A 17,239-nucleotide genomic window follows, 5' to 3' on the forward strand; every position below is an offset into this window, starting at 1 on the left:
CGCCCCTTCCCGCTCGAGCACGTGAGATAGGAGGAACGGGCCGGTGACCGGCCAGGCCGGACACCACCGTCCCAACACCCACCATGCAGACCACGACCACCGACAACAGCCTCAACTGGCTCCTGCAGGGTCTCCTGGAACGGACCCCCGGCGCACGGCACGCCCTGGTCCTCTCCCGGGACGGCCTCAAGCTCTGCTGGAGCGAGCACCTGACCCTCGACCTCGCCGACCAGCTCTCGGCCATCTGCTCCGGCATCCAGGCCCTCGCCCAGGGCGCCTCCATGGAGTTCGGCGACGGCACCGGCGGCGTACGGCAGTCGATGACCGAGTTCCACGGCGGTCTGCTGTTCATCGTGGAGGCCGGCGAGGGCGCGCACCTCGCCGTCGTCGCCGGAGAGGAGGCCGACCCCGGCGTGGTCGGGCACCAGATGATGGAGCTGGTCGAGCAGATCGGCGACCACCTGCGGGCCGAACCCCGAACCGAGGCCCCGGGGAGCGGCACCTCGTGACCCCCCGCAAACCCGTCGACACGGGTGACCCGGACCGGCTCTACACCGTCACCGGCGGCCGCAGCCGCGCCGACGAGTCCTTCGACCTGGTCACCCTGATCGTCAGCGAGAGCGCGCCGACGCCGGGGATGCAGTCGGAGCACGCCCGGATCCTCGAGCTGTGCGAACACCCCGTCGCCGTGGTCGAGATCGCCGCGGAACTCGGGCTGCCGGTCACGGTCGTCCGCATCCTGCTCGGTGACCTGCTGGACACCGGGCGCATCACCGCGCGCCACCCGCGCGCGGCGGCGTCCGTCGCCTCCCTGCCCGATTCCGCCCTACTCCAAGAGGTGCTCCATGGACTCCGCAACCTCTGAGCTGCCCACCCACCGCACACCGCTGCGCGACACCGCGGAGACGGGACTGAAGATCGTCGTCGTGGGCGGGTTCGGCGTGGGCAAGACGACCCTGGTCCGTTCGGTGAGCGAGATCCGGCCGCTGAACACCGAGGAGGTGATGACGCAGGCCGGCGTCGGCGTCGACGAGACCGACGGGCTGCCCGCGAAGACCACCACCACGGTCGCCTTCGACTTCGGGCGGATCAGCCTCAACGACCGCATGGTGCTGTACCTGTTCGGCGCGCCCGGGCAGGAACGCTTCTGGTTCCTGTGGGACCGGCTGTTCTCCGGCACCCTGGGCGCCGTCGTCCTCGTCGACACGCGCCGGATGGACGACTCCTGGTACGCCATCGACCGGCTGGAGCACCACGGCACACCGTTCGTGGTCGCCGTCAACCGGTTCGACGACGACGGCGTCCGGTACTCCCTGGACGAGATACGCCAGGCGCTCGCCCTTCCCGCGCACGTGCCGATGGTCGACTGCGACGCCCGGGTCCGGGCCTCCGGCAAGGACGTGCTGATCACCCTCGTGAACCACCTCCACGACCTGGCCACCGCCAAGGAGGCGACACTGTGACCGATCCGGCCGATCCCTTCGCGCAGCAGGCCCGCCCCGGAGACGGGCCGCCCCCGGGGTGCCCCGCGCATGCCGGCGCGGTCAGCCTGACCGGGCTGGACTTCCAGCAGACGCCCTCGGAGCTGTACCGCACGATGCGCCGCGAGCACGGCCCCGTCGCGCCGGTGCTGCTCGACGGCGGCGTCCCGGCCTGGCTGGTGCTGGGCTACACCGAGCTCTCCTACGTGACCAGCCACGACGAGCTGTTCGCGCGGGACTCCCGGCGCTGGAACCAGTGGGAGAACATCCCGTCCGACTGGCCGCTGCTGCCGTACGTGGGCTACCAGCCGTCGGTGCTGTTCGCCGAGGGCGACGAACACCGGCGGCGGGCCGGTGTGATCACCGACGCGCTGGAGGGCGTCGACCAGTTCGAGCTGGCCAACGAGTGCCTGCTGATCGCCGACGACCTCATCGCGCGGTTCGCCGGCAGCGGCCAGGCCGAGCTGATGTCCGACTACGTGCACCCCCTCCTGATGCGCGCCGTCGTGCAGATGTGCGGCATGCCGGCGACCGGTGAGGACACCCGCCGGCTGGTCGACGACCTGCGCATCTCCCTGGACGCGGCGGAGGGCGAGGACCCGGTCGCCGGGTACAACCGGGTGGGTGAGCGGCTGCGGCAGCTGGTCAAGGAGAAGCGGACGGCTCCCGGCCCGGACGTCACCTCGCGCATGGTGATGCACCCGGCGGGGCTCTCGGACGAGGAGATCGTCCAGGACCTCATCTCCGTGATCTCGGCGGGCGAGCAGCCGACGTCCAACTGGGTCTGCAACACGCTGCGTCTGCTGCTGACCGACGAGCGCTTCGCCGTGAACGTCTCGGGCGGCCGGCTCAGCGTCGGCGAGGCGCTCAACGAGGTGCTGTGGCTGGACACGCCGACGCAGAACTTCATCGGGCGCTGGGCGGTACGGGACGTGCAGCTCGGCGGCCGGCAGATAAGGGAGGGCGACTGCCTGGTCCTGGGCCTGGCCGCGGCCAACACCGACCCGCAGATCTGGCCCGAGGGCCACGTCGGCGCGGAGAACGCCGCGCACCTGTCCTTCAGCAACGGCGAGCACCGCTGCCCGTACCCGGCCCCGCTGCTGGCGGACGTGATGGCGCGGACGGCGGTCGAGACACTGCTGGAGCGGCTGCCGGACCTGGTGCTGTCCGTCGAGCCGGAGGAACTGGTCTGGCGTCCGTCGATCTGGATGCGGGGCCTGATGGAACTGCCGGTGCAGTTCACGCCGGTGGTGCAGTAGCCCGCACCGGGCGGCAGGCGGTATGACGACGGGCGCTGCCCCCGCGGCGGACCGGCCGGGACGGAACCGGCCGGGGGGCGGGGGCGGCGCGTGCGAAAGGGGGTCGCGGACCGCTGACCGGGTCAGCCCTGGACCGGCGTGAACCGGACGGGGAGGCTCTGCACGCCGCGGGTGAACACACCCTGCTCGGCCGGCCGGAACCCGTCGGCGAGACGGACGTCCGGCATGGCGTCGAGGAGCTGGTTCATGCCGGTCTCCACCTCGGCCTTGGCCAGCAGCGCGCCGACGCAGAAGTGCCGGCCGAGCGCGAAGGCCAGGTGGTCGGCGGCGGCGGAGAACGCCTTGGTGGTGGCGAGGTCCTCGCGGAAGATGTCGAAGCGGTCCGGGTCGGCGTAACGGCGCTCGTCGCGGTTGGCCGCGCCTATCAGGCAGGTGACGGTGGCGCCGGCGGGTATGGAGCCGCCGCTGAGGGTGACCTCCGTCGCGGACTGCCGCATGATCATGTGCACCGGCGGGGTGTACCGCAGGGTCTCCGCGAAGGCGCGGGGTATCAGCGAACGGTCGGCGCGGACGGCGGCGAGCTGGTCGGGGTGGGCGAGCAGGTTCGCGAAGATGCCGGCGATGGCCTTGTCGGTGGTCTCGCCGCCTGCGGCCAGCAGCAGGCTGCAGAACGCCTTGATGTCCTCGTCGCTCATCCGCACGCCGTCGACCTCGGCGCTGCACAGCACGGACAGCAGGTCGTCGCCCGGGTTCTCCCGGCGCTCGCGGATGATCGGCAGCATGTACTCGGCGAACTCCACGCGGGTCCGCTCACCGGCCGCCGTCACCTCGGGGTCGCCCGCCAGGTTGCCGAGGAAGGCGATGACGGCGGTGTACCAGCGGTGGAAGCGGGGGTGGTCGGCCTTGTCCAGGCCCAGCATGTCGGCGATGACGTTGACCGGGAAGCGGGTCGCGTAGTCGTCGACCAGGTCGGCCGAGCCCTTGTGGCGGAAGGCGTCGATCAGTTCACGGGAGTTGCGCTCGATGACCGGCAGGAACTTCTGCTCCAGGTCGCTGCCGCGGAAGGCGGGCGCGACGAGGGCGCGGCGGACGGCGTGCTCCCGCCCGCTCATCTGCAGGATCGTCCTGCCGTGCACCGGTTCGAGCTGCCAGGCGTAGTTGTCGGTGGTGAACTCGCCGGCCTTGTCCTTGAAGACGCGCTCGACGTCCTCGTAGCGCGAGACGATGTAGCTCTTGGTCGCCTCGTGCCAGAGGAGGGGCGCGGTCTCCCGCATCACGCGGTAGGCCGGGTAGGGGTCGGCGGCGAACTCGGGCGAGAGGATGTCGGGCACCTGCTGGGCGGTGGACATGGGGCTCCCTGCGATCGTGACTCGTGTACCGCACAAGGTTATTGATCATCTGTCAGCGGCGACAGACCGCCCGATGACCGGATCCGCTTGAACGATGAACAGACCGAAAATCGCCCCTGCGGCGCCCTCTCGGAGGGCTCCCGTCACGGCGCTCCCGCACGAGATCCCTGCCGTCCGGAAGGGCCGCGCTCTCGTGACAGTACGAGTGTCAGACGCTCCGCTCCGAGGAGGCCAGCAGCCCGAGGAACCCCGCCCACGCGTCACGCGACACCGTGACGACGGGCCCGGCGGCGTTCTTGGAGTCTCGGATGTGCGCACCTGCCGTAGCGGCGGCAACCTCCGCGCATTCGTCTCGCCCTCCTCCCCACCGGACCCCGCTGCGCCACCGTCCGCGTCGAGGTCGCCGACACCCGGGGCGAGCGGGTCCCAGCCCGGCCGGGCGGCCCTGGGCCCGGAATCCCCGCCGCCGGTGGAACCGGCCGGGCCTCCTCCTGGTCGCCGCGCCGGCCGCCCGCTGGGACTGGCGCCCACGGCCGGACGGCCCGGGCAAGACGGTCCGGGCGGAGTACGAGATCACGGCCCCTGCCGAGGTGCGCCGCATCGCCGAGCATGCTGAACACGGGTGGCTCAACGGGCTGGCCGACGACGCCGAGACCGAAGGGCAGGAAACTTCGCGTCGCCCGCGTTCGTGGGCGTAGTACTCTGTAGTACATGGAGACGACCGCGCGTGACTTCAATCAGAACGCCTCAAAGATTCTCGCCGCGGCTGAGCGGGGCGAGCGGATCACCGTGACCAAGAACGGGCGCCCGGTCGCCGTCCTGTCGCCGGTCACGGAGGAGCCGGTGCCCGATCACCCCACGGACCCGATGGGCGACGACGACATCCCTGTGTTCCACAGCGGCACCAGGATCGACTGGTCCCAGGGTCGCGGCTCGTATCTGGAAGGCTTCGGCGCGTGACCGTGCTCATTGCCGACACCTCGGGTCTGTTCTCCCTGTTCGACGCGGACGCCCCCGAGCATGCTGCCTGCCGCAAGGCCGTGGCGGACGCCTCCCATTTGGTGGTGAGTCCGCTGGTCCTGGCCGAGCTCGACTACCTGTTGAGTACCCGGATCGGGCCCGAGGCCGCGCGGCTGGCGCTGGGCCATGTCCGGGACCAGGCAGCCGTACGCCGGTACGCGGTCCCGGAGATCGAACCGCACCTGTCGACGGCACTCGTCACCATGCGCAGGTATCCGCAGATCGGCCTCACGGACACGATGAACGTGGTGATGGCGGCCGAATACCGCACGGACGCGATCCTCACCCTGGACCGCCGGCACTTCCGCATGGTGCGCCCCCTGACCGGGCACACCGCGTTCCGCCTGTGGCCCGACGACCAGTGAGGCCGAGGGGCGTTCGCCGGACAGGCAGTGCGCGACATGAAGGCCGAGATACCTGACGACGACGTTCGCGCCGGCCGAACCCGGCCCCCCGGTCCGCCGCGGCCTGGGGTCCGACGTCACCCGCCCGGGAGTCGTACGCGGAAAATGCGGCGACGGGCCCCCGCCGCCCGCGGTAGGTTCCCGCTGTTCGAAGGGGGAGCCCGTGACCAAGCTGAACCAGATCATCGCGGTCGAGAAGGGTGTCAAGAGCAAGTCGCTCCAGGACATCAACGCCGCGCACGCCAAGGTGCAGAAGCCGGCGCTGCTGGCCGGCATCTCGCGCACGTACCAGCCGAAGGACGAGGAGGGCGAGCAGCTGCCGCCCGAGTCCACGCGGGTGCAGGTGCAGGCCGAGGACGTGCTGCGCGACGTGTCCGCCTCGCTGACGCGGCTGTTCGACGTCACCGCGACCAAGGACTGGGCCAACTGCCGGGCCCGCGCGGACGTCACGGTCGACGGGCGGACGCTGGTCGCCGACGTCCCCGTCAGCTATCTGCTCTTCCTCGAGAAGCAGCTCGCCGAACTGCACGGCTTCGTCAAGAAGCTGCCGACGCTGGACGCCGCCGAGTCCTGGTCCCTCGACCCGTCCACGGACTGGTGGAAGACCGACCCGGTACGCACGATCCGCACCAAGAAGGTGCCGCGCAATCACGTCAAGGCGGAGGCCACGGAGAAGCACCCGGCGCAGGTCGAGGTGTACTACGAGGACGTGCCGATCGGATACTGGACCACCGTGAAGTTCTCCGGCGCCCTTCCGGCGCGGCGGGTGAACGAGCTGCTGGAGCGCGTCGAGAAGCTCCAGCAGGCCGTGAAGTTCGCCCGTGAGGAGGCCAACGGCGCCGAGGTCACCGACCAGCGGGTCGGCGACGCGGTCTTCGGCTACCTGTTCGGCTGACGCGCGGCGCGGCCACAGGTGGCATCCACGATCGCCCCCGCGTGCGAGCGCGGGGGTGCGCTACGGGGCGCGGGCCGGGTGAGGACCGGTTCGTGTCAGGAGCGCAAGCTGAAACTGAAGTTCAGCCTGAAGAGCGGTCCGTCGCAGAGGCGGCCGCGGTCAATCTCAGACTCTCGCTCCAGTCTCAGCATCGCCGCCGATCGCCGGACCGAACGGGGACGGACGAACGCCGTCGGATGCGAGTTCGACTCTCGCCTGCGCCTCTGTCACGGCGCGGTAGTTCAAAGGAAGAACACGACGGCCTGACGACTGATCCGTTCTCACGCGCCGCCGGCGTGCGAATTGGGTGGCATCCCCAGGGGCCCGGGAGCTGGATACGACTCCCGGGCTCCGCCACGTCGTGACCCCACGGGAGGGTGGGCTCGTGACCTACCTCGCCGTGTTCGGGAAGAAGGCCGGCCAGGCCGTCGACCGGGACGATCTGACGCGAGCCCTCCGCATGCACTGGCCCGACGCGCGGATCTCCGTGACCAGCCCCGGCGCACCCGGACGCGAAGTACGGGACGTGACGTGGCAGTACGAGGAGGCGGGCGACCGCCTCGAAGGCCGCTCCCACGCCGACGGCACCTGCCTCTACCTCGAAGGCCCACTGCACCTCGCGGTGCGCTTCGCGTGCTGGTACCGGCGTCTGGTCCCGGCGACGGAGGAGCTGATCTTCTGCGACGACACGTACGGCTTCGCGGTACCGGTCACGGTGGGGGCGACCCCCGGGAGCGTCGAGCGGGCGGTGACAACGGACGAGTGACTCCCCGCGTCCCGTCTCCCGCCGGAGTTCGACGACCCCCTTGCCCTGGCGCGCACTCCAACTCCTACCGTCCCCCGCATGGAGTTCACACGCACACTGGGACGCAGTGGTATCCAGGTCAGCGCGCTCGGGTTCGGGTGCTGGGCGATCGGTGGGGAGTGGCAGGACCGGGCCGGGCAGCCGCTCGGGTGGGGGAAGGTCGACGACGAGGAGTCCGTGCGGGCGATCCGGCGGGCCCTCGACCTCGGTGTCACCTTCTTCGACACCGCCGACGTCTACGGCACCGGGCACAGTGAGCTGGTCCTCGGCAGGGCGCTCGGCTCGCGGCGTGACGACGTCGTCGTCGCCACCAAGTGGGGCAACCTCTTCGACCCCGGCACCCGCACCCTCACCGGCTCCGACGACTCCCCGGAGCACCTCCGCCGTGCCCTGACCGCCTCCCTGCGCCGGCTCGGCACCGACCACGTCGACCTCTACCAGCTGCACCTCGCCGACGCCGACCCCGGCCGGGCGGCCCGGCTGCGGGACGCGTGCGAGGAGCTGGTGGCGGAGGGACTGGTCCGGGCGTACGCCTGGAGCACCGACGACCCCGCACGCGCCGCCGTCTTCGCCGAAGGGCCGCACTGCGCCGCCGTGCAGCACGCGCTCAACGTCCTCGACGACGCCCCCGAGATGCTCCAGCTCTGCGAGGAGGCAGATCTCGCGTCCGTCAACCGCAGCCCGCTCGCCATGGGCCTGCTGACCGGCAAGCACCGCAGCGGCCGGCCGCTCGAGGCCGGGGACATCCGCAGCCGTCCGCCCGCCTGGCTGCAGGGGTTCGGCGACGGCAGGGGCGCCGACCCCGAGTGGCTGGCCCGCGTCGACGCGCTGCGGGACGTCCTCACCAGCGGCGGCCGCACCCTCGCACAGGGCGCCCTGGCCTGGCTGTGGGGCCGCAGTCCGCGCACCGTGCCCATCCCCGGCTTCCGCTCCGTCGCCCAGGCCGAGGAGAACGCCGGCGCGCTCGCCAAGGGGCCCTTGACCGGACAGCAGATGGCGGAGGTCGAGCACATCCTCCAGCGCAAGCGGCAAGCGACAGGGGCCGCGTGAGACGTGCGGCAGCCGTTCCACCCGCCGGTGTGCACCCGCGGTCCCGCGCGGGGCCACCCCCAGCCGGCGGTGTGGAACGGCTGCCGCCTCCCCCCTGGATGTGGCTCAACGGAAGACCGCTACCTCAACTGTGAAGCTTTGGTGCAGAGAAGTTGAGCATAGGTTCTCCACCGGCCGCAATGGTGCGGATGTATTAATTCCGGTTGTGGGGATCGCGGTGCGCCGAGCGGCGCGCCGCCGGTGCGCACGCCTCAGCCCCGCCCCACGTACGGCATCCCCGTCGCCAGCACCGTCGCGAACTGCACGTTCGCCTCAAGCGGCAGTTCCGCCATGTGCCGCACGGTGCGCGCCACGTCCGCGACGTCCATCACCGGCTCCGGCGCGATCTCCCCGTTCGCCTGCACCACCCCGGTCCGCATGCGCTCCGTCATCTCCGTCGCCGCGTTCCCGATGTCGATCTGGCCCACCGCGATGCGGTACGGACGGCCGTCCAGCGCCAGCGACTTGGTCAGGCCCGTCAACGCGTGCTTCGTGGCCGTGTAGGCGACCGACCGCGGGCGCGGGACGTGCGCGGAGACCGACCCGTTGTTGATGATCCGGCCGCCCTGCGGGGTCTGCCCCTTCATCTGCCGGTACGCCGCCTGCGCGCACAGGAACGCCCCGTTGAGGTTGGTGTCCACCACGTGCCGCCACGCCTCGTACGGCAGCTCCTCCACCGGCACCCCGCCGGGGCCCGACGTACCGGCGTTGTTGAACAGCAGGTCCACCCGCCCGAAGCGCCCGACCGTCGCCGCGAACAGCGCCTCCACGTCCTCCGGTCGTGACACGTCCGTCGGCACCACCAGGGTCTCCCCGCCGGCCGCCCCCGCCGTCTCCTCCAGCGTCGTCGACCTGCGCCCCGCCAGCACCACCGACCAGCCCCCGCGCAGCAGTTCACGGGTCACCGCGCGTCCGATGCCGGAGCCCGCCCCGGTGACCACCGCGACCCCGGTCCGTCCGCCCCGTCCGTCCGTTTCCTTGGCGTTCATGGCACCGCAGCGTAGGCGAGGGCTCGCCATGCGGACCTCATACGACCGTCACCCGGATGCTGTGTACGCGTCAACACTGCGTCGTCCCCGGCCACTGCAATTCCTCCCGCACCCACTCGTCCGCCAGGGGAGGACCCATGACGCAGGACCTCACGACACCCCACGCCTGCCCGTCCCACGCCCCCGAACTCCGCGCCGTCGCCCGCCACATCGGCCGCCGCCGCTTCCTGACCGCCACCGGCGCCGCCGCCGCGCTCGCCTTCGCCGTCGGCGTGCCCGGCGCGGGCACCGCGGCCGCCGCCGAACTGGACACCGCGCAGCTCACGGACGACCCCTTCACCCTCGGCGTCGCCTCAGGCGACCCGCACCCCGACTCGGTGCTGCTGTGGACCCGCCTCGCGCCCGTCCCGTACCAGGCCGACGGCGGGCTGCCCGCCCGCCGCGTCACCGTGGAGTGGGAACTCGCCCTCGACACCCGCTTCCGCAGTGTCGTCAGACGCGGGAAGGCCACCGCCCACCCCGAGTTCCACCACACCGTGCACGTCGAGGCCGGCGGGCTCGCCCCCGGCCGCGTCTACCACTACCGCTTCCGCGCCGGCCGCTTCGTCAGCCCCGCCGGCCGCACCCGCACCGCCCCCGCGCCGCGCAGCCGCGCCGCCGAACTCTCCTTCGGCATCGTCTCCTGCCAGCGCTACGACCAGGGCTACTACACCGCCTACCGGCACCTCGCCGAGGAGGACCTCGACGTCGTCCTCCACCTCGGCGACTACCTCTACGAGTACGCGGTGAACGACGCCGCCGGCGCCCGCGCCTACCCGGCCGGCACCCTGCCCTCCGGCCTGTTCAACCATGAGACCGTGACGCTGGAGGACTACCGGCTGCGGTACGCCCTCTACAAGTCCGACCCCGACCTCAGGGCCGCGCACGCCGCACACCCCTTCGTCGTCACCTGGGACGACCACGAGACCGAGAACAACTACGCCGGCGACACCCCCGAGAACAGCGTCCCGCCGGAGGAGTTCCTGCTGCGCCGGGCCGCCGCCTACCGCGCCTACTGGGAGAACATGCCGCTGCGCCGGCCCCAGCGCCCCGAGGGCCCCGACCTGAAGCTGTACCGCCGGCTGCACTGGGGCAGGCTCGCCCAGTTCGACGTGCTCGACACCCGCCAGTACCGCTCCAACCAGGCCTACGGCGACGGCTGGCAGCACCCCGGCCCCGAGTCCGAGGACCCCTCGCGCACCCTCACCGGCGCCGCCCAGGAGCGCTGGCTGCTCGACGGCTGGCGCCGCTCCGACGCCGTGTGGAACGTGGTGCCCCAGCAGGTCACCTTCTCCCGGCGGCTCGACACGCCCACCCCGCCCGCCAAGGTCTCCATGGACTCCTGGGACGGCTATCCGGCCTCCCGCGAGCGCGTCCTGGCCGGCGCGCAGGCCGCCGGCGTCGAGAACCTGATGGTCCTCACCGGCGACGTGCACGTCCACTACGGCTTCGACATCAAGCGGGACTTCGCCGACCCCGGCTCGAAGACCGTGGGCACCGAGATCGTCACCACCTCGGTCACCAGCGGCGGCAACGGGTCGGCCAGGCCCGCCAACTACGACAACCTGACCGCCGCCAACCCGCACATGCGCTTCTACAACGGCCTGCGCGGCTACACGACCGTGACCCTCGGCCCGGAGCGGGCGCGCGCCGACTTCAAGACGGTCTCCCACGTCACCACGCAGGGCGCGCCGCTCACCACCGCCGCCTCCTTCGTCACGGAGGCGGGGGACCCGGGGCTCAAGCCGGCGTGACCGCCGCGCCGTTCGTGTCCTCGCCCGGGTAGCGGACGCCGACGCGGTCCCGGATCGCGTCGAGCGTCCGCATCACGGCGAGCGTGCCGTCCAGCGGGACCACCGGCGACTCCGTCTCCCCGGCCCGCAGCGCCCGCATCACCTCCGCCGCCTCGTGCTTGAGGCTGGCCCTCGGGCCGTCGGCCGGGTCGGCGGCGAACTCCTCGGCGTCCCGCCCGTCCCGGTGCAGCACGAACCGCTCCGGGAAGAAGAAGCCGTCCGGGATGTCGATGCGGCCCTCCGACCCGGTGACCGAAGCGGAGGTGGCCGTACCGCCCACGATGGAGCAGTGCACCGAGGCGAGGGCGCCGTTCTCCCAGGAGAGGAGCGCCCCCGTCTGCAGGTCGACGCCCTCCTCGGACAGCGACGCGCGCGCCGCCACGTCCGAAGGCTCGCCGAGCAGCAGCTGGGCGAACGACACCGGGTACACCCCGAGGTCCAGCAGCGCGCCGCCGCCGAGCGCGGGGTCGCGCAGCCGGTGCGTGGCCGGGAACGGGCCCGCGAGGCCGAAGTCCGCCTGCACGTGCCGTACTTCGCCGATGGCGCCGTCGGCGACCAGGGACTTGAGGCGGCGCACCATGGGGTGGCAGTACATCCACATGGCCTCCATCAGGAAGCGTCCGCCGTCCCGCGCCAGCGCGACCAGCTCGGCCGCCTCGCGCGCGTTGAGCGTGAACGGCTTCTCGCACAGCACGTGCTGTCCGGCCTCCAGCATCATCCCGGCGGCCGCGCGGTGCGCCGAGTGCGGGGTGGCGACGTAGACGACGTCGAGACCGTCGTCCGCCGCGAGCGCCTCCCAGTCGCCGTAGGCGCGCGGTATGCCGAACCGGTCGGCGAAGGTCTTCGCCGACTCCACCGAGCGGGACGCCACCGCGACGACCTCGGCGTCGGGCATGTCCACCAGGTCCGCCGTGAACGTCGCGGCCATGCCGCCGGTCGCCAGGATCCCCCAGCGCACCTTCTGCTCTGTCATCCGTCCCACCCTGATCGTGTCGTTCGCCGTATCGTCGACGATGGCCGATGGAAGCGCTCCCATGACATCGCCGTCGACGCCGAGCACTCCGTACGAGCTGAGAGCATAGGGAGCTGTCGGCGTGAAAAGGGAGGGGCACATGCCCGAGGGCGGGGCGTCCATATCGAAATCGACCCATGACGGGGCACCGGGGGCGGGGGCAGTGGCCCCTCCGGGCGCGGCGGCGGCTCCGCCGGGACGGCGCACCGGCGGCGGGGCGTCGCGGGCCGGTCTGCTGGTCACCTTCATACTGGGCGGCCTCACCGCCGTGACGCCGCTGGCGATGGACATGTACCTCCCTGCCCTGCCGGAGGTCACCCGGTCGCTGAGCGCGCCCGCCGCGACCGTCCAGCTCACTCTCACCGCCTGTCTGGCCGGCATGGCGCTCGGGCAGCTCGTGGTCGGCCCGATGAGCGACCGCTGGGGCCGGCGCCGGCCGCTGCTCGTCGGTCTCGTCATCTACGTCGTGGCCACCGCGCTGTGCGCCTTCGCGCCGACCGTCGAACTCCTCGTCGCCTGCCGGCTGGCGCAGGGGCTCGCGGGCGCGGCCGGCATCGTCATCGCGCGGGCGGTCGCCCGCGACCTGTACGACGGCGTCGCCCTGGCCCGCTTCTTCTCGACCCTCATGCTGATCTCCGGCATGGCGCCGATCCTGGCGCCGCTGATCGGGGGTCAGGTGCTGCGGTTCACGGACTGGCGGGGCGTCTTCGTCGTCCTGACCGTCCTCGGCGTGCTGCTGACGGCGCTGGTGTGGACCAGACTGCCCGAGACGCTGGCCCTCGCCGACCGGCACGGCGGCAACGTCCGTGAGGCCCTCGCGCCGATGCGCCGGCTCCTCGCCGACCGGGTCTTCACCGGCTACATGCTCACCGGCGGCTTCGCCTTCGCCTCCCTCTTCTCGTACGTCGCGGCCTCCCCGTTCGTCATGCAGGAGATCTACGGCGCCTCCCCGCAGACCTTCAGCCTGCTGTTCGGGCTCAACTCGATCGGCCTGATGATCATGGGCCAGGTCAACGGGAAGATCCTGGTCGGACGGGTGCGGCTGGACAAGGCGCTCGGCGCGGGACTCGCCGTCGTGGTCGCCGCCGCGACCGCGCTGCTGCTGATGTCGCTGGGCGTGTTCGGCGAGACGGGCCTGGTGCCGGTCGCCGTGGCGCTGTTCGTGCTGATGTCGTCCATGGGCGTCGTCATGCCCAACACCCAGACGCTCCCGCTGATGCGGGCCCGGCACGCGGCCGGCTCCGCGTCCGCCCTGCTCGGCACGACGTCCTTCCTCATCGGCGCGATCGCCTCCCCGCTGGTCGGCATCGCCGGTGAGGACACCGCCGTCCCGATGGCCGTCGTCCAGCTGGCCTCCGCCCTGGTGGCGACGGCCTGCTTCCTGGGAATGTGCCGCCCGTGGAAGAGCGGGACGAGCACGATGGGCGGGGGCGTCTGAGCACCCCGCGACTGCGCCGGGGCACCCCGGAACGCGCCGGGCTGGACGCCGGGGAACTGCGGCGTCTGGTCCAGGAGGTACGCGCCCGCACCGAGGGGCCACGGCCCTGGGCCGCGGGCGCGGTGGTGGTCGTCGGTCGCGGTCCGGTGATCGCGGTGGAGGAGGCGGCGGGCTGGGCGGTGCGGTACGCCCGCCACGACGAGCGGACGGACGCGCCGGTCGAGCTCCCGCCGGAGCAGCGGGTGCCGACGACCGTGGACACCCCCTTCGACCTGGCCTCCGTGACCAAGCTGTTCACCACGGTGGCCGCGGTGCAGCAGATCGAGCGGGGCACGCTGGGGCTCGACGCGCGCGTCGGCACGTACCTGCCGGACTTCACGGGGGCCGTACGGCACGGCGTCACCGTGCGCCACCTGCTCACCCACACCTCCGGGCTGCGCCCCGAACTGCCCCTCCACGACTGTGCCGACGACGCGGAACGCCTGGCGATGCTGCGCGCGGAACGGCCCGTCGCGGCGCCCGGCACGTACTGCTACTCCGACCTCAACATGCTGCTGCTCCAGCACGTCCTGGAGCGGCTCACCGGCCGCACCCTCGACGTCCTGGTGCGCGACGGCATCACCCGGCCGCTCGGCATGGACGCGACCGGCTTCGGCCCGTGCCCGTCCGCGGCGGCGACCGAGGACCAGCGGCGGCCCTGGGCCAAGGCGGACCGGGGGATGCTGCGGGGCGAGGTGCACGACGAGAACGCCTGGGCGCTGGGCGGGGTCGCCAGCCACGCCGGCCTCTTCTCCACGGCGGGCGACCTGGCGGTCTTCTGCCGCGCCCTGCTGGCGGGCGGTTCGTACGGCCCGGCCCGCGTCCTCGGCCCGGACCACGTGGACCTCATGCTCCGGGCCCCGGGCCTCGGCTTCGCCGTCGACCAGCCCTCCTTCATGGGCGCCCTGGCAGGCCACGGCGCGGCGGGCCACTCGGGCTTCACCGGCACGTCCGTGGTCCTGGACCGAGCCACGGACACCTTCCTCGTCCTCCTCGCCAACACGGTCCACCCCCGCCGCCCGACCCCACCCGACAGCACACCCCGCGCGGAGGCGGCCACGCGGGTGGCACGGGCGGTGCGGGGGAGGTGACGGCGCCTGCCTCTGCGGGCGGCCCCGGTCACGAGTGACGCCGCGGCTCCGGAGTCCGCACGTCGTGGACGCGGTGACGCCGTGCCGCCCTCGCGGCGGCTGCCGGCCCCACCCCGCAGCGCGCGGGGTGCCCGGGCCTGCGCGCCCGCGGCTCCGCTTCCGAGGGGGCGTGTCGGCACACACCCTCCAGGCGTCGCCGTGGTTCGGGGCCGCACGGGCCGAAGGCTGGGGGGTGGCCCCCGGTGCTGGTGGCTTCGGCCCCGGCTGAGTGGGCCCTTCTGCCTGCGGGGGGTGCGGTGCGCGCTCCGCCGGGGGTACCGATGTGGTCCTGGGGCTCTCGTGGGTCGAGGACCGGGCGTACGGGCGCCCCGCCCCCTCGTCGGGGGAGTTGGCCACTCGGCACCGACGCATCGAGCGGCGCCTGCCCCGCCCCCTCGCCGCGACGAGCTGCGTACCCCCGGCCCGCGGGGCCGCGCGCGGGACAGAGGCCCCCGGAGGGGGCAATAGAATCTCCGGGTGAACGCCCCCGCCCCCCTCCCCACCGCCGACTCCCTGCGTGCCGCCCTCAGCGGGCTGCTCGACGGGATTCCGGCGCGGCAGGCCGGTCAGGCCGTCGAGCGGCTGATCGGTCACTACCGGGGCGCCACCCCCACCGACGCCCCCATCCTGCGCGACCGCGCCGACGTGGCCGCGTACGCCGCGTACCGGATGCCCGCCACCTTCGAGGCGGTGCACGCGGCGTTGCGGGCCTTCGCCGACGCCGTGCCCGGGTGGGCGCCCGGGAGCCATGTCGACGTGGGCGGCGGGACCGGCGCGGCGGCGTGGGCGGTGAGCGCGACGTGGGACGGGGAGCGTCCGGTGACCGTGCTGGACTGGGCCGCGCCCGCGCTCGACCTCGGCCGTGAACTGGCCGCCGGTCACCCCGCCCTGCGCGGCGCCCGCTGGGAGCGCGCCCGGATCGGGTCCGCGCTCACCCTGGAGCCGGCCGACCTCGTCACCGTCTCCTACGTGCTCAACGAACTCACCGCCCCCGACCGGGCGGCGCTCGTCGACGCCGCCGCCGGCGCCGCGCGGGCCGTGGTGATCGTGGAACCCGGCACCCCCGACGGCTACGCCCGCATGATCGAGGCCCGCGAGCGTCTGGTCGCCGCCGGATTCCGCGTGGCCGCGCCCTGCCCGCACAGCGCGGCCTGCCCGATCGTGCCCGGCACGGACTGGTGCCACTTCTCGGCACGCGTCAGCCGCTCCTCGCTGCACCGCCAGATCAAGGGCGGCACCCTGGCCTACGAGGACGAGAAGTTCAGCTACGTCGCCGCGACCCGGCTGCCGGTCACCCCGGCCTCCGCCCGCGTCGTCCGCAAGCCGCAGATCCGCAAGGGGCAGGTCCTCCTCGACCTCTGCGAGACGGACCCGGCCCTGCGGCGCACCACGGTCACCAAGCGCCACGGCGCCCTCTACCGCGCCGCGCGCGACACGGACTGGGGCGACCCGTGGCCGCCGCGGTCCGCGCAGGACTGACGGCCGTCAGCCCTGCTCCTTCTCCTGACCCGCCTCGCCCTCCTGGCGCGCGTCGCGCTGTTCCTGGAGCTTGCGCAGCAGCGCGCGCTTCTGGGCCTGGGGGTCCATGCCGCCGCCGATGCGGCCGGCCGGGCCTCCGCCGCGCAGGGCCTTGCGGCCCAGGTGCTGCCGGGTGCCACCGACGCCCAGCATGTTTCCGCCTCGAGCCATGAGGAGCTCCCTTCCGACAGTCGAAGCGCACGACAGACGCCCGACAGTCGACGGTAACGAAACGAGACGGTTCGTCTCGCTTTCCAGCCGTACCAGCGTCCGGCGAGACGCGGCGTCTTGTCAACCTGATAAATTCGGGCCATGGCCCAGAACCAGTCGTCCGCCCCCGACACCTCGCGCCGCAGCGAGCGGTCCCGTCGTGCCATCTACGACGCCGCCCTCGCCCTCGTCGCCGAGGTGGGGTACCCGAAGACCACCATCGAGGGGATCGCCACCCGCGCCGGCGTCGGCAAGCAGACGATCTACCGCTGGTGGTCGTCGAAGGCGGACGTGCTGCTCGAGGCGTTCCTCGACCTGGGCAACCAGGCCGCCGAGGCCGCCGGACACGTGCCGTACACCATCCCGGACACCGGGGACCTCGCCGCCGACCTGAAGAGCGTCCTGCGCGCCACGGTCGACGAGCTGGGCAACCCCGCCTTCGAGGCGCCCTCCCGCGCCCTGGCCGCCGAGGGCGTCGTCAACGAGGAACTCGGCCGCCGCTTCGTCGCCCAGCTCCTCGGCCCCCAGCTCCAGCTCTACGTCGACCGGCTGCGCACCGCGCAGGAGACCGGGGAGGTCCGCCCCGACATCGACCCGCGCATCGCCCTGGAACTCTTCGTCTCCCCGCTCGCCCAGCGCTGGCTCCAGTACACCGGCCCGATCACCTACGAGTACACCGACACCCTCGTCGACTACGCCCTGCACGGCCTCGCCCCCCGCTGAGGCCCGC

Annotated in this window: 19 protein-coding genes and 1 tRNA gene; 15 read left to right on the plus strand and 5 right to left on the minus strand. The window is 72.8% G+C overall.

Going from position 1 to position 17,239, the window contains the following annotated elements; genetic code table 11:
* Positions 1-83 precede the first annotated feature (83 nt).
* From ELQ39_RS22865 to ELQ39_RS22880, 4 genes are read left to right on the plus strand one after another with little or no spacing between them, the layout of a single operon-like run.
* Positions 84-509 (plus strand): roadblock/LC7 domain-containing protein, encoded by a 426-nt coding sequence (locus tag ELQ39_RS22865; RefSeq protein WP_190000362.1) that lies wholly within the window; start codon positions 84-86, stop codon positions 507-509.
* Positions 506-865 carry a DUF742 domain-containing protein gene (locus ELQ39_RS22870; RefSeq protein ID WP_019522447.1) on the plus strand — a complete coding sequence of 120 codons (360 nt, stop codon included), beginning with the start codon at positions 506-508 and terminating at the stop codon, positions 863-865. The genes ELQ39_RS22865 and ELQ39_RS22870 overlap by 4 nt, the downstream gene beginning before the upstream one ends.
* Entirely contained in the window at positions 846-1,463 is a 618-nt protein-coding gene (locus tag ELQ39_RS22875) for a GTP-binding protein (RefSeq protein ID WP_190000361.1), read from the plus strand. Before ELQ39_RS22870 ends, ELQ39_RS22875 begins: the two co-directional genes overlap by 20 nt.
* Positions 1,460-2,740: a cytochrome P450 gene (locus tag ELQ39_RS22880; protein WP_242593701.1), complete on the plus strand. Its 1,281-nt coding sequence runs from the start codon at positions 1,460-1,462 to the stop codon at positions 2,738-2,740. Before ELQ39_RS22875 ends, ELQ39_RS22880 begins: the two co-directional genes overlap by 4 nt.
* A gap of 122 nt (positions 2,741-2,862) precedes the next feature.
* Here ELQ39_RS22880 and ELQ39_RS22885 read toward each other — a convergent pair whose 3' ends face one another.
* Positions 2,863-4,089: a cytochrome P450 gene (locus ELQ39_RS22885; RefSeq protein WP_225642208.1), complete on the minus strand. Its 1,227-nt coding sequence runs from the start codon at positions 4,087-4,089 to the stop codon at positions 2,863-2,865.
* Positions 4,090-4,297: 208 nt separating this feature from the next.
* Entirely contained in the window at positions 4,298-4,690 is a 393-nt protein-coding gene (locus ELQ39_RS32730) for a DUF397 domain-containing protein (RefSeq protein WP_443334348.1), read from the minus strand.
* 110 nt (positions 4,691-4,800) lie between these two features.
* Here ELQ39_RS32730 and ELQ39_RS22900 point away from each other — a divergent pair, with 110 nt between their 5' ends.
* The 6 genes from ELQ39_RS22900 (at position 4,801) to ELQ39_RS22925 (ending at position 8,302) form a co-directional block, all read left to right on the plus strand.
* A complete protein-coding gene (locus ELQ39_RS22900; RefSeq protein ID WP_242593702.1) occupies positions 4,801-5,049 on the plus strand; it encodes a type II toxin-antitoxin system Phd/YefM family antitoxin in 249 nt (82 codons plus the stop codon).
* Positions 5,046-5,474, plus strand: a complete 429-nt coding sequence (locus tag ELQ39_RS22905; protein ID WP_242593703.1) for a PIN domain-containing protein — start codon at positions 5,046-5,048, stop codon at positions 5,472-5,474. The genes ELQ39_RS22900 and ELQ39_RS22905 overlap by 4 nt, the downstream gene beginning before the upstream one ends.
* 202 nt (positions 5,475-5,676) lie before the next feature.
* The gene (locus ELQ39_RS22910) at positions 5,677-6,408 is read left to right on the plus strand and encodes a DUF7873 family protein (protein WP_190000357.1); all 732 of its coding nucleotides are present in this window, start codon (positions 5,677-5,679) and stop codon (positions 6,406-6,408) included.
* 140 nt (positions 6,409-6,548) lie between these two features.
* Positions 6,549-6,671, plus strand: a tRNA-OTHER gene (locus tag ELQ39_RS22915).
* Between the two features lie 161 nt (positions 6,672-6,832).
* Complete coding sequence (locus ELQ39_RS22920; RefSeq protein WP_242593704.1) at positions 6,833-7,213, plus strand: hypothetical protein; 381 nt, start codon at positions 6,833-6,835, stop codon at positions 7,211-7,213.
* A 78-nt stretch (positions 7,214-7,291) separates the two neighbouring features.
* The gene (locus ELQ39_RS22925; protein WP_242593705.1) at positions 7,292-8,302 is read left to right on the plus strand and encodes an aldo/keto reductase; all 1,011 of its coding nucleotides are present in this window, start codon (positions 7,292-7,294) and stop codon (positions 8,300-8,302) included.
* A gap of 251 nt (positions 8,303-8,553) precedes the next feature.
* Here the strand turns inward: ELQ39_RS22925 and ELQ39_RS22930 are convergent, their stop codons facing one another.
* On the minus strand, positions 8,554-9,330 hold the full coding sequence (locus ELQ39_RS22930) for an SDR family oxidoreductase (RefSeq protein WP_242593707.1): 777 nt from the start codon (positions 9,328-9,330) through the stop codon (positions 8,554-8,556).
* Positions 9,331-9,467: 137 nt separating this feature from the next.
* Between ELQ39_RS22930 and ELQ39_RS22935 the strand changes: the two genes are divergently transcribed.
* Entirely contained in the window at positions 9,468-11,123 is a 1,656-nt protein-coding gene (locus tag ELQ39_RS22935; RefSeq protein WP_242593709.1) for an alkaline phosphatase D family protein, read from the plus strand.
* Here ELQ39_RS22935 and ELQ39_RS22940 read toward each other — a convergent pair.
* On the minus strand, positions 11,110-12,135 hold the full coding sequence (locus ELQ39_RS22940; protein WP_225626738.1) for a Gfo/Idh/MocA family protein: 1,026 nt from the start codon (positions 12,133-12,135) through the stop codon (positions 11,110-11,112). The two genes, ELQ39_RS22935 and ELQ39_RS22940, sit on opposite strands and share 14 nt — an antisense overlap.
* 139 nt (positions 12,136-12,274) lie before the next feature.
* Between ELQ39_RS22940 and ELQ39_RS22945 the strand changes: the two genes are divergently transcribed.
* The 3 genes from ELQ39_RS22945 (at position 12,275) to ELQ39_RS22955 (ending at position 16,260) form a co-directional block, all read left to right on the plus strand.
* Entirely contained in the window at positions 12,275-13,612 is a 1,338-nt protein-coding gene (locus ELQ39_RS22945; protein WP_242593711.1) for a multidrug effflux MFS transporter, read from the plus strand.
* Positions 13,573-14,742, plus strand: coding sequence for a serine hydrolase domain-containing protein (locus ELQ39_RS22950; protein WP_242593713.1), 1,170 nt, complete (start codon positions 13,573-13,575; stop codon positions 14,740-14,742). Before ELQ39_RS22945 ends, ELQ39_RS22950 begins: the two co-directional genes overlap by 40 nt.
* 516 nt (positions 14,743-15,258) lie before the next feature.
* A complete protein-coding gene (locus ELQ39_RS22955; RefSeq protein WP_242593715.1) occupies positions 15,259-16,260 on the plus strand; it encodes a small ribosomal subunit Rsm22 family protein in 1,002 nt (333 codons plus the stop codon).
* A gap of 6 nt (positions 16,261-16,266) precedes the next feature.
* On the opposite strand, the gene ELQ39_RS22960 is transcribed toward ELQ39_RS22955, so the two are convergent.
* On the minus strand, positions 16,267-16,470 hold the full coding sequence (locus ELQ39_RS22960) for a DUF6243 family protein (protein ID WP_190000348.1): 204 nt from the start codon (positions 16,468-16,470) through the stop codon (positions 16,267-16,269).
* 141 nt (positions 16,471-16,611) lie between these two features.
* On the opposite strand from ELQ39_RS22960, the gene ELQ39_RS22965 reads away from it, so the two are divergent.
* Positions 16,612-17,232: a TetR/AcrR family transcriptional regulator gene (locus ELQ39_RS22965; RefSeq protein WP_190000347.1), complete on the plus strand. Its 621-nt coding sequence runs from the start codon at positions 16,612-16,614 to the stop codon at positions 17,230-17,232.
* Positions 17,233-17,239 lie beyond the last annotated feature (7 nt).

The sequence above is a fragment of the Streptomyces sp. GB4-14 genome (assembly GCF_022696125.1).
GTDB lineage: Bacteria > Actinomycetota > Actinomycetes > Streptomycetales > Streptomycetaceae > Streptomyces > Streptomyces werraensis.